The organism is Demequina lutea, assembly GCF_013409005.1.
GTDB classification, from domain to species: domain Bacteria; phylum Actinomycetota; class Actinomycetes; order Actinomycetales; family Demequinaceae; genus Demequina; species Demequina lutea.
The window spans coordinates 1119814-1132088 of record NZ_JACBZO010000001.1 but is presented as its reverse complement, the minus strand read 5'-3'; the positions used below and the strand labels follow the sequence as shown (position 1 = coordinate 1132088).

The following is a 12275-nucleotide window of genomic DNA, read 5'->3' as shown; positions in this document are numbered from 1 at the left end:
AAGAGATGAGAGCCATGCAAGAGACCGCTGCTCAGAACGCCGCCGAGGTCATCGCCTACCCTCGACTGAACGAACCCGCACCGTCGTTCACGGCGAAGACGACGCAGGGAAATGTTTCCTTCCCCGAGGATTTCGCCGGCCATTGGGTCGTGTTCTTCAGCCACCCCGCGGACTTCACACCGGTCTGCACCAGCGAGTTCATGACGTTCGCGCACATGGAGGACGAGTTCGCCCAGTACAACACCCGGCTACTCGGCCTGTCGATCGACAGCCTCTACGGGCACATCGCGTGGCTGCGCCTCATCCAGGAGCGAATGGAGTTCCGCGGCTGGAACAACCTTGAGGTCAAGTTCCCGCTCATCGAGGACATCAAGATGGACATCGCCCGCAAGTACGGCATGATCCACCCCGGAGCAGGCGACACACAGGCCGTGCGCGCCGTGTTCCTCGTGGACCCCGAGGGGATCCTCCGCGCGATGCTCTACTACCCGATGAGCACCGGCCGCAACATGCAGGAGATCCTGCGCATGATCAAGGCGCTGCAGGTCAGCGACGCGTTCGATGTCGCGACACCCGCCGACTGGACGCCGGGCGAGCGCGTCATCGTGCCGACCGCAGGTTCCTGCGGTGTGGCAAAGGAGCGGATGGAGGGCAATGTCGAAGGCGTCGAGTGCGTCGACTGGTTCTATTGCACCCGCGAACTCACGGCCGACACCATCGAGGAGAAAATCCACACCGACCCGAGCGAGGTCCTCGCTCGATAGGCCCGCGGCAAACGGTCACGACAGGCGAGTTCGGGGGCCGTCGACATCAACATCGACGGCCCCCGAATCACGCCCCGTTCCGCGAGCCGAGCGGGCGCCCCCTTACGCGAAGAACCCGAGCGGCTCGTTCACGTGGTTCACCAGCACGTTCTTTACCTGTTGGTAGTTGTGCAGCGCCGACTGGTCCGTCTCCCGGCCGTAGCCAGACGCCTTGTAACCGCCGAACGCTGCGCCCGCGGGGTACGCGTGGTACGTGTTCACCCACACCCTTCCGGCGTGGATGTCCTGACTCGCCTCGAAGGTGAGGTGCTCGTCACGGCTCCATACCGCCGAGCCGAGCCCGTATTCCGTGTCGTTGGCGATCGAGATGGCCTGGTCGTAGGTGTCGAACGGCACCACGGTGAGGACGGGACCGAAGATCTCCTCCTGGCACACCCGCATATCGTTCTCGGCGACCATCACCGTCGGCTGAACGAAGTAGCCGCCGGCCAGATCGCCCGGCATCTCGGCGCGCTCGCCACCCGCCAGCACCGTGGCCCCCTCCTGAGGACCAAGGGCGAGGTAGCCCGAGATCTTCTTGATCTGTTCGGTACTGTTCTGCGGACCCATCTCCGTGGTGGTGTCCAGCGGGTCGCCGACCTTGATGCGCTTGACGCGGTCGATTGCGTCGTCCAGGAATCCGGACATCAGCGGCCGCTGCAGCAGAGCCCGCGACGGGCACGAGCACACCTCGCCCTTGTTGAAAGCGAAGAGCACGAAGCCCTCGACGGCCTTGCGGTAGTAGCCGTCCTTCTCCCTGGCCACGTCCTCAAAGAAGACGTTCGGTGACTTTCCTCCCAACTCCATCGTGGACGGGATGATGTTCTTGATCGCATACTGCATGATCTGGCGGCCGGTGGCCGTGGAGCCGGTGAACGCCACCTTGGAAATGCCCGAATGCTCCACGAGCGCCTTGCCCAGTTTCGCGCCAGCCCCATTGACCACATTCACGACACCCGCGGGAAGCAGGTCCTGGATCAGATCCATCACATACAGGATCGACACCGGAGTGGCCGATGCTGGCTTCAGCACCACCGTGTCACCCGCGGCGAGGGCTGGCGCCAACTTCCACGCCGCCATCAGGATCGGGAAGTTCCACGGGATGATCTGGGCAACGGCGCCGAGCGGCTCGTAGAAGTGATACGACACCAATTGGTCCGTCAATTTCTTGATGTTGCCTTCCTGAGTGCGGATGGCCGCGGCGAAATAGCGGAAGTGGTCCACGGCGAGCGGGATGTCGGCACCGAGGGTCTCGCGCACCGGCTTGCCGTTCTCCCAGGCCTCCAGAACCGCGATTTCCTCCAGGTGGATCTCGATCCGGTCGGCGATCCGGTTCAGGACGGCGGCTCGCTCGGTCGTTGAGGTACGGGCCCACGCTGGGAACGCCTTGTTGGCGGCTGCGACGGCCTTGTCGATGTCCGCCACGCCGGATCTGGCGTACTCCGCGAAGGGCTGGCCGGTGGCGGGGGCGAGGTCCTCGCCATAGTCACCGGTGCTTGGGGCAACCCACTCGCCGCCGATGAAGTTGTCGTACCGGGACTTGAGGGTGACGAGACTCCCAGGCTGGCCGGGGCGGGTGTAGACGGTTCCCGTCTTGGGTCCGGGGCCGCCGACTGTGGTGTTGGTCTCCGTAGTGGTGCTCAACATGCGCCTTCTTTCGTTGGCTATCCGATCGCGCGCGGGACACGCACGAACGGGCGCCGTGCGCCCGCACGGCATAGAAGTGAAGATCGAACCGTGATGGGTACATGCCTGCAAAAGAGGCTGAAACATCTAGGACCCGGTGGGACGGATTTTGCCCGTCTGCGCCACGTTCTTTGTGCCGGCCCCGTTGCCGCTCACCTCTCCATGACACGCCTACCCCGGAATGAATGCCCGGGACCTTGGTCACGGGGCATGGGTGTTCAGCACCGGGTTTTCAAGACACGCGCCCGCGTCCAGGGCGCATGCGCCAACACCGCGCGCCGCCCACAGGGTCGATGTGCAACTGGCCGCCGCGCCGCACGCTCGACAACCGACTAGTTGCACATATAGGCTATTGGTTGTGCATATAACCCCGGCTGTCGCCGCCCCGGATTCGGACCTCACCGCGCGCGCACGGATTCGTGAGGCCGCGATCGCCTGCTTTGCCTCCCAGGGCTTTGGCGCATCCTTCACGACCATCGCGAAGAGCGCGGGCGTCTCCCCCGGCCTCATCACGCACCACTTTGGTTCCAAGGCAGCCCTGCGCTCCGAGTGCGACGCCGAGGTACTTCGCCGCTACCAGGCGATCAAGACGGACGGCGTAGCGAACCCCAGCGGCTCTCTTCTGCACTACGTCGCGGACCCGAGCATTGCGGCGCCGCTCCTCGTCTACATTCTGCGTGCCGTCCACGCGGGCGGTCGCGCCGCGCGGGAGTTCCTTGAGCATCTGGTCGACGAGGCGAGGGAGGCAATGCGGGCCAGCGTCGAGGCGGGACTCGTGCGCCCCTCTCGCGACGACGAGGCGCGGTTGCGCTACCTCATTTTCCAGTCCATTGGCGCCCTGCTTGTCGAGTTGCTGACGATGCCAGACGCCACGCCCGATGAGTTCGTGGCCGCGGCGCTCGCGAGCCAGCGCGACCAGATGCTGCCGATGCTCGAAATCTTCACGGAAGGCATGCTCACCACACGCCAGATGCTGGACGACTACCTCGACTACGTGGGAGACCCGCCCCGGGAGGATGTACCCGCCGACGCCGTCACCGCGTGACGTCAAGGCCCCATCCACCCACTCTTAGCCACACGAAAGCACACCATGTCCAGCAATCCTTCACGCAGCACCATGGCCATCGAGGTCGAGGGCCTCGTCAAGAACTTTGGCTCAGTTCACGCCCTCCGCGGGCTCGATCTCCCGGTCCCGACGGGCCAAGTGACCGGTTTTCTCGGCCCCAACGGCTCGGGAAAGACCACCACCATCCGCGTGCTGCTCGGCCTGCTCAGGGCCGACGGCGGTCGCGCGTCGCTCTTGGGCGGCGACCCGTGGGCCGATGCCGTCGCGCTCCATCGGCGCATCGCCTACGTACCAGGGGACGTCACGCTTTGGCCCAACCTCACGGGCGGTGAGGCCATCGACATCCTGGTGCGGCTCTCCGGCTCGCTCGACCCCAAGCGCAAGAAGCTCATGCTCGACCGCTTTGAGCTGGACCCGACCAAGAAGGCAAGGACGTACTCCAAGGGCAACAGGCAGAAGGTGGCCCTTGTCGCCGCGCTCGCATCGGACGCCGAGCTGCTGCTGCTCGACGAGCCAACGAGTGGGCTCGACCCCCTCATGGAGGCCGCGTTCACCGAGTCGATCCGTGAGGTGAAGGCCGCCGGGAAGTCCGTACTGCTCTCGAGCCACATCTTCGCCGAGGTGGAGCGGCTCGCCGACAGGGTGACGATCATTCGCGACGGCGCGACCGTCGAATCGGGCACCATCGCCGAGCTGCGCCACCTTACGCGCACCCAGGTAACGACCGTGGTCGACAGCGGGGCCGCGAGCCTCGCGTCGCTGCCGGGCGTCCACGACTTCGTGGTGGTCGATGGGCGAGCAACCTTCGCCGTCGATGATGCGGCCATGCCAGCGGTACTCGCCGCCGTCGCGAAATTGGGCCCACGCTCGCTCGTGGCGAACCCGCCGTCGCTCGAGGCCCTGTTCCTGCGCCACTACGGCAATGAACTGGCCGCGCTGGCGGGCGGCGACCAGAAATGACCGCCACGCTTCCCGCCACGGTGGTCGCTGCGCCTTTAGGTAGCCGCCGTCCTTCCGATGCCCTCGCGGGCCTTCCCACGATGGTGCGCCTCGTCTTGCGCCGCAGCCGGGTGCGGCTGCTCGTCTGGTTCGTCGTCCTGGTGGGGATGTTCTCCTACATCGCCTCCTACTACCACACGCTGTTCCCCACCCAGCAGTCGTTGAACGACTTCGCAGTGGTCTCCAACACTCCTGATATTAAGGCCATGACGGGACTTTCTGCCGCCGCGAACACGCTCGGCGGCGCGGTCTGGACCAAGGGCTGGATGACAATTGCGGTGAGCCTGGCGCTCGGCGCCGCGTTCCTGGTGACTCGCAGCGGCAGGGCCGACGAGGAGGCGGGACGCACCGAATTGCTTCGGTCAAGGATGCTCGGCCTGCATGCGTACGCGACTGCCGCCTGGCTGGTGTACGGGCTGCTGTGCATCGCGGTGGGCGCCGGCATCGCGCTCGGCTCCGCGTCGAACGGGCTTGATCCCCAGGGCACGGGGATCGCGGGTTCGCTCATCTTCGGGGCCTCGATCGCGGGTGTGGGCCTGGTGGGCCTAGGCGTGGGAGCCGTCGCCGGGCAGCTTGCCTCGACCTCGCGCGGAGCCAACGCACTCGCGTCCACCGTCATCATCGGCTTCTACGTGCTGCGCATGGTGGGCGACCTGGGAAACGGCGTCCTGTCGTGGGCATCGCCGATCGGTTGGGGTCAGCAGATGCAGCCCTACGCGGGCAACCGGTGGTGGCCCCTCGCGCTACTCGTCGCCCTCGCGGCGGCACTGCTGGCGATCGCCGCCCTCATCGAGGCCCGGCGCGACCACGGCTCCGGCCTGCTGGCCGAACGTTCCGGCCCCGCCGACGCGCCGGCTCGCATGGCCTCACCGCTCGGACTCGGCCTGCGCCTCCAGCGCGGCCCGATCATCGGCTGGACGATCGGCGTCGTCCTCGCCGCGTTGCTCTTCGGCTCGATCATCGACGCCATGAACACCTTCATGGCCGACGCGGCGGGTGCCATGGCGAACCTGATGCGCGGCGTCGGCGCCGAGGCGCTTCTTGCCATGCTCGCGGGGATGATCGGACTCATCACCGCGGCCTTTGCCACGCAGTCGGCGGTGTCGCTGCGAACGGACGAGGCGACCGGAATCGTCGAAACCCAACTCGCGGGGGCGCTCTCGCGCACCAGGTGGGCGCTTGAGCGACTGCTCATTCCCGTCGTCGGGTCGGTGGTGCTACTTCTCATTGGAGGGGGCCTGCTCGGCGCGGTGTATGGCTCGATTTCCGGCGACTCCTCGCAGGCCATCACGATGGCCGGCGCGGCGCTGGCGTACTGGCCCGCCGTCATGATCCTGGTGGGTCTGGCGGTGGCGCTCTTCGGCTGGGCTCCCTCGGTGGCGATTCCGGTCACGTGGGGCGCGATGGCGGCTATGTGGTTCGCGACGATGCTCGGCGAGGTCCTCGGCCTTCCCAAGTGGCTGCTCGACGCGCTGCCCTTCTCGGCGGTGCCATATATGCCGCTCGAGCCGATGTCGTGGACACCCGTGATCATCATGACGGTGATAGCTGGCGGCCTGATGTGGACGGGGCTCGACCGATTCGCACGCCGCGACGTCAGGCCCGGCTAAACCGTCGCGGCCCGGCTAGGCCGTCGCTCGCTCCGCCACGGTGATCCCTAGGGCTTGATCAGAGTCCATGTCGCGAATTTCGGTGCGCGCCCGTCGCCCGACGAGCGGCCGGTGAGCCTTCGTCCCATCCACGGCAGCACGTACGCGCGCCAGTAGCGCAACTCCCCCACGAGACCGCCCGGGGGCGCGTCGGCATCGGTCACGACAGGGGCCTGCGTGGGCACGCCCATGGCGGTAAGGACGCGGCTCGCGATCCACTCGTGACCAAGGCTGCCGAGGTGAAGGCGGTCTTCCGACCAATACGCCCCCCTGCGCCCCTCTACGTCATGCAAGTTGTCCACGAACACGACGCCCTCGCGACCTGCGATGAGACCCTCGACAATCTGCGTGAGGCGAGTCCCCAACCGGCGCATGCGCTTCGCTGCGGGCAGCTTGTCCGAGGGATCGGCGCCGGTCACGATCACCAGGAAGACCCCCATGGCGGCGCAGTGATCGAGCACCCTGGAGGTAAGCTCGATCATGCGTTCGTCGGAGAATCCGGGGCGCAGCATGTCGTTGCCCCCGCCGTTGAAGGTGAGGTGCGTTGGCGGTGGTTCGAGCGCTAGCGCGGCGTCGAGTTGCTCGACGACGATGGACTCGATCCTGCGGCCGCGTATCGCGAGGTTGGCGTACCAGACCTCTTGGTCGGCGTGAGCGGCCGCCAGGCCCGCGGCGACCCTGTCCGCCCAGCCCACTTCGGTGCCGTCGGGAAGGTAGTCGTTCATACCCTCGGCGAAGCTGTCGCCTATAGACACGATGCGAATAGTCACGCGTGCCAGTTTACGTGCGGCGATGAAGCGGACCCGCGAACCGCCATGTCAGGCGGCGTAGTCCCCGGCGGGATCGTTCCAGGCGTGGTTGTCCAGTGCATGGTTGTCCAGTGCATGGTTGTCCAGTGCATGGTTGTCCAGTGCATGGTTGTCCAGAGCGTGGTTGTCCAGTGCGCGGTCGAACGGCGGGTCGCCGGGTTTAAGGTCCTCGATGTCGATGGTGATTGCGGCGAGTCCTCCTGGTCTGGGTCTGCATGTGGGGTCGATGTGGGGTGGTGGGATGAAGTTGACCCGCCCGTGTTCCACTTGAATGTTCCAGCCTTGGCGGTGGATGTCGTGGTGGCATCTGGTGCAAAGCATTACCCCGTTTGACAGGTCTGTGCGACCGCCTCTTTCCCACCAGTGGATGTGGTGGGCTTCGCAGTGTTCGGGTGGGGCATGACATTTGGCGCACCCGCCGTCGCGTTCGAGTAACGCGAGTCTTTGTGCCGGTGTGAAGAGCCTGACTCTGCGGCCCAGGTCGAGTACCTCACTCTCGCCGCCCAACACTTCGGCAATGATGCCCGCATCCCCCGCGAGACGGCGCAGCTGACCTACTGAGACGGGTTGGTTGGTGCCGTCAATACTGCCCAAACCGGTCCCCGTGTCGCGGTCGCGCAGGCTCATCCGCACGATGATGGTGGTGCGGATCCCCGACCGGTCCGTTTCCTTGCAGCCCAACGCGTGCCGACAGACCTCAAACAAGGCATCGGCCCGCATCTGACCCACAGTTCTCAAATCTGGCGTGCGCTGATCACGCTGCGACGGGTCTTGGTCACGCCTGGCACGGAACTGATGGGTGACGATTTGTTCGATCACGGTACGAATGGGTGCTGCTGTGACGGCGTCGAGTTTGCCGGTGAAGGTGACCATCCCGGTGTGGTCTTCCTTCCACGCCAGGAACCGCTCCTCATGCTGACGGCGTTCACGCTGTTCATGACCGGCAAGGTCAGCGTGTGCCACCGCGTGGGCGACCAGGCGCCGCACCTCATGCACCGCCAAATGCACCGCCCGGTCCACCAGGCGACGCTCCAACTCCTGCAACCGTTCACTCGGCACCCGTTCCGCAAGAGTTTCCAGCCCTGCGGTGATCAACCCCGCCGCATCAACGGCCAGATCACCCGCGTGGGCGGCCTGTGCCACCGCGGGATAGCGGGGCGCAGGTGGGGTGGTGGACTGGGTGGGTAAGGACCCATCGGGCGACGCAACCAACACCACCGCCGGCATGAGCGCGAGCCCTGCCTCAATGGAGCGCATCGCACCCGCGGTCGTCCCACCCGTCACCCGGGCAACCATCGCCCCCGCGTTGCCGAAACCCTGCCTTCGTGCCAAACCACCACCTGGCAGGTCGGGGGCGGACCTGCGCGCGACATCACCCGCGAAACGCGCCCCCCACGTCCCAACCAACCGCTCGAGCCGGCCCATCTCCTCGTGCGCCTCCAAGAAAGCAGCATCCGGAAGGTCCGACACGTCACGGCGCGCGAGCACACCCACCAGGGCACTCACCCTGGAAATTTCCGCCGCGTCGATGGCCACAAGAACAGTCAACCAGCAGGGTCAGACAACCACCTACCAGGCACAACACCCTGTGGAGACACCACCAACACACGTCCCGGGGACGACGCGAGTCCGGCTGGCGGGGTGCGGGTGCGGGTGCGGGTGCGGGTGCGGGTGCGGGTGCGGGTGCGGGCTGAGGAACACCACCCCGAACGGTACAGATCAAGCCACCACGCAACAGGACAAGCCCAAAACCGGTACAGATCAAGCCACCACGCGCGAGCGCAGGGGCGGGCGGTGGCCCCGTCAGCCGAGTTCGCGCAACCGCGAGTACAGCACCATGTCGTGCCACTCGCCCGCGCGCCACTGGGCCCGGCGCACGGTCCCCTCTTCCTGGAAACCCGCCTTGATCAGCGCGCGACGTTCAGCGAGGTTCTCGACGTCCGTGCTGGCCTGGACCCGCTCGGCGCGCGTGTGCTCGAAAAGGTACCGCGCGAGCAGGTCCTGCGCGGTGGAGCCGATGCCCTGACCCCGGTGCTCGGCGCCGATGCCAATCGCAATTTCCCAACACGACGAGGTTGCGGGCCTGCCCCAACTCCTGGCAGACCACTCGACCCTTCCGACGTGGCGCTCGTCCCACAGGATCGCCAGCATGCCGCCGCCGCCGCCGGGCGAGAGAAAGCCGTCCTCGGCCAGCCGCGCGCGCAGGTGGGCGGCGCTTGTAAACCCAAACCACTGAAACTCGCCGGTGCCCGCCGAAGAAAGGAGAGCCCGCTCGAAGAGCTCGATGCCCTGCTCGTCCATCGGCGCGAGAGTGACGTGAAGAGAATCGGCGGACGGGTCGGATGCGGACAGATCGGACAGATCGGACAGATCGGATGGCGATGCGGTCGGCTTCATGGGTCGAGCGTGCCACCTTCGCAGCCACCACGTCCAGAAACGCGAAAGACCACCCCGAAGGGCGGTCTCAAGCGGTGCTGGCCCAACTCGCGCCGCCCGGCCGCCAGCGTCACTCCCGCCTACGGCCGCCAACCGCGAGCGCGGCAAGCCCGAAGGCCTCGGTGAGGGTCGGGTGCGGGTGGATGGTGCTCGCCAGGTCCTCAACTGTCGAGCCGACCCTGACAGCGAGCGCCGCCTCGCCCATCAGGTCGGCGGCGCCCTCTACAAGCACATGAACACCGAGGACCCGGCGCGAGTCGGGCGCGTAGACGATGCGCAGCAGACCATCGGCGTCACCGCTGATCTGAGCGCGGGCGTCGCCCTTGTAGTCATATTCGGAGACGCCCACATCCAGGCCTCCCGCGCGGGCGGCCTCCTCCGTCAATCCCACCATGCCAATCTCGGGGTAGGAGAAGATCACCGCACTGTTGTGCTCCGGCCGCGGGAACTCGACGGGTGCGCCCAGCAGGTGGCGTGCCACCGCAAGAGCCTGGGCGGTGGCCCAGTGGGCGAACATCGGGTTGCCGAGCAGGTCGCCGGTGGCGTAGATGCCCGGCTCACCGGTCTGCAGTGTGTCATCGACGATGACTCCGTTCTTGTCGCTGAGAACCTGGGTGTTCTCCAGGCCAAGGCCCGCGACATTGGGGCGCCTACCGGCGACGATGGCTACCACCTCGGTCTCAGCCGTCATCTCCTTGCCGCCGACGGAGAAGGTCGTCACGTGAGAGCCCCGGTCCCCGGTGATGGAGGCGACGGTCGCCTTGGTGTGGACCTCAATCCCGTCCTGGACCAGGCGCTTCTCTAGCCGCCCGGCGAGAACGGCATCGACCGGTCCGAGGATGCGGTCCGCGACTTCCAGGATGGTCACGCGAGTGCCCAGCATCGCGAAGATCTGCGCCATCTCGACGCCGATGGGCCCCGCCCCAATCAGCACCATCGAGCGCGGGATTGCGTCGATCTCTATGAGTTGCGTGGAGTCGATTACGCCTGGGAGTTCCGCACCAGGGATCGGCAAGGAGGCTGGCACGGAACCAGTGGCAAGAATCGCGCGGTCGAACGTGACGGTGCGCTGCATGTCCGGCGTCTCGACGAGCGCGGTGCGGGCACCTGTCAGTCGTGCCCTGCCGAAGACGACATCGAGCGAGGGCATCGCCTCGGTGTGGGCCAATGCGCCTTGCGCCCGGCCGGACAGGATGCGGTCGCGACGGCTCTGGACCGCGGCCCAGTCGATGCCGGGCAGGTCGGAGCTCCCGAGTCGCAGGCCGAACTCCCCTGCGCGGACGATCTCGTGCCGCCTGGCCGCGGTCTCGCGGAAAATCTTCGAGGGGATGCACCCCTCAAAGAGGCACGTGCCGCCGAGACCACGTCCGGCCTCGACCAGCATGACGTGCTTGCCTGCACGGCCAAGCGCCATCGCCGCAGGGGTACCGCCAGGGCCGCCACCGATCACCAGTACGTCGACGTGATCATTCGTTGTCATCATGCACTTCCTTTCGATTCTCTTGTAAGTCGCGGTGGCCGTGCGCAGTGGGGCCCTGCCGTGGTCAGTGGGGCCCCTGTCGGGGTCAGCGGGCGGGCTCAGCGGGCGGGCTGCCCTCCGTCGAGGTCAGCGCAGCCAGATCTTGCCCGTGCGCGTCGCCGCAGCCGTCCGCACAGCGACGACGGCCCAGAACCCGACAAGGGCCAGGTACAACAGCGCCGCGATCGCTTCGAGCACGGGTGCATCCCAGGAGCGAGCGAGGGCCAACGTCGACACGGTGAAGGCCCCGAGCGGGAAGGTGAAGGCCCACCAGCCCAGGTGGAACGGCAGCCCGCCGGCACGCAGGTACCGCACGAGCAGGGCGACCGCGATCGCCAGCCACCACGCGCCGAAGCCCCACACGGCGGTCGCGAACAGCAGGCTGATGATGGAGATCGTCGCGCCAGAGGCGCCAAACATGGACTGCCCGGCGTGGGCGAGCCCCAAGGCCACGAGCGTCCCGACGCCGACCGGCCCCAACCCGATCCATACCGTCGGGGCGAGCGCTGCGGGCGGCAGGGGGTGGAGCACGAGGCGGTCGTGGAGCAGGCTCATCGTGAACACGAACAGCAGGAAGCCCATGCCGAAGGTCGCGTAACCCAGCGCGAGGAGCAGCCGCGCGGTGCCAGCCCCCACGTGGGGCATGAGCGGCGTCAGCGCCATCGGGATGATGATCGTGACGACAGGGGGAATGAACCACCCGCCGTTGACCGCGGCGATAGGGTGCTCACTCGTGAAGAGCGTGTAGGCGAAGGCCACGCTGACGATCAGGCCCAGGGTGACGCCGACGATGGCGAGGGTGGCGATGATCGCCGTCACCGCTGTCGCGGGGAACAGTTCCGGGCCGACGACGGAGGTCATGACGGCCAGGACGAGCAGACCCGCGGGCACCGTCGCGTGCATCGCACCCATGATCGGGTGGCGCAGGTCGGCGCGGGCGGCGTCGGTGTGGCGGACCCAACGGGCCAGGTAAGCGACGGTCAGCACGATGCCCAACGCGTAGGCCAGGACCGCTACCCCAGCGCCGATGCCGTGGGCGGCGCCGCGCAGTGCGGTGATGTTGCCGGGGTTGTCGTATGTGGCCACGGCGACGATGGCGGTGCCCATCACGGAGGCAAACCAGCCTGGGTGCAGAGTGCGCAGCCTAGTCTGGTTGGGCGTGAGGCCGACGGGCGCGGCGGGCTGGGTGGTCGAAATCAGCGGTGTGGCCGCGGCGGGCTGTCCGTTTGCGATCGGCTGTCCTTCCGGGCTGGCCGGACTCACGGAGGAGTCAGGGACGGGTTCTCGTGTCGCGTTGTCGGTCATGTG

The 12275-nt window shown here is 66.9% G+C and carries 10 protein-coding genes; 4 read left to right on the top strand and 6 right to left on the bottom strand.

Going from position 1 to position 12275, the window contains the following annotated elements:
* Positions 1 to 5: 5 nt before the first annotated feature.
* Positions 6 to 764 carry a peroxiredoxin gene (locus BKA03_RS05520; RefSeq protein WP_218855987.1) on the top strand — a complete coding sequence of 253 codons (759 nt, stop codon included), beginning with the start codon at positions 6 to 8 and terminating at the stop codon, positions 762 to 764.
* 102 nt (positions 765 to 866) lie between these two features.
* On the opposite strand, the gene BKA03_RS05515 is transcribed toward BKA03_RS05520, so the two are convergent.
* Positions 867 to 2450 (bottom strand): aldehyde dehydrogenase family protein, encoded by a 1584-nt coding sequence (locus tag BKA03_RS05515; RefSeq protein ID WP_062075255.1) that lies wholly within the window; start codon positions 2448 to 2450, stop codon positions 867 to 869.
* Between the two features lie 397 nt (positions 2451 to 2847).
* On the opposite strand from BKA03_RS05515, the gene BKA03_RS05510 reads away from it, so the two are divergent.
* From BKA03_RS05510 to BKA03_RS05500, 3 genes are all read left to right on the top strand, one after another.
* Positions 2848 to 3534, top strand: a complete 687-nt coding sequence (locus BKA03_RS05510) for a TetR/AcrR family transcriptional regulator (RefSeq protein WP_062075254.1) — start codon at positions 2848 to 2850, stop codon at positions 3532 to 3534.
* A 72-nt stretch (positions 3535 to 3606) separates the two neighbouring features.
* Positions 3607 to 4515 (top strand): ABC transporter ATP-binding protein, encoded by a 909-nt coding sequence (locus BKA03_RS05505; protein ID WP_062075377.1) that lies wholly within the window; start codon positions 3607 to 3609, stop codon positions 4513 to 4515.
* Entirely contained in the window at positions 4512 to 6164 is a 1653-nt protein-coding gene (locus BKA03_RS05500) for an ABC transporter permease (RefSeq protein ID WP_062075253.1), read from the top strand. The genes BKA03_RS05505 and BKA03_RS05500 overlap by 4 nt, the downstream gene beginning before the upstream one ends.
* A gap of 47 nt (positions 6165 to 6211) precedes the next feature.
* Here the strand turns inward: BKA03_RS05500 and BKA03_RS05495 are convergent, their stop codons facing one another.
* The 5 genes from BKA03_RS05495 to BKA03_RS05475 all read right to left on the bottom strand — a co-directional run bounded on the left by BKA03_RS05495 (position 6212) and on the right by BKA03_RS05475 (position 12272).
* Entirely contained in the window at positions 6212 to 6973 is a 762-nt protein-coding gene (locus tag BKA03_RS05495; RefSeq protein ID WP_238579426.1) for an SGNH/GDSL hydrolase family protein, read from the bottom strand.
* Positions 6974 to 7021: 48 nt separating this feature from the next.
* A complete protein-coding gene (locus BKA03_RS05490; RefSeq protein ID WP_179397713.1) occupies positions 7022 to 8548 on the bottom strand; it encodes an HNH endonuclease in 1527 nt (508 codons plus the stop codon).
* A 267-nt stretch (positions 8549 to 8815) separates the two neighbouring features.
* Complete coding sequence (locus tag BKA03_RS05485; RefSeq protein ID WP_083971995.1) at positions 8816 to 9409, bottom strand: GNAT family N-acetyltransferase; 594 nt, start codon at positions 9407 to 9409, stop codon at positions 8816 to 8818.
* Positions 9410 to 9518: 109 nt separating this feature from the next.
* Entirely contained in the window at positions 9519 to 10931 is a 1413-nt protein-coding gene (locus tag BKA03_RS05480; protein WP_062075948.1) for a dihydrolipoyl dehydrogenase family protein, read from the bottom strand.
* Between the two features lie 123 nt (positions 10932 to 11054).
* Entirely contained in the window at positions 11055 to 12272 is a 1218-nt protein-coding gene (locus tag BKA03_RS05475; protein WP_062075947.1) for an SLAC1 family transporter, read from the bottom strand.
* Positions 12273 to 12275: the final 3 nt, after the last annotated feature.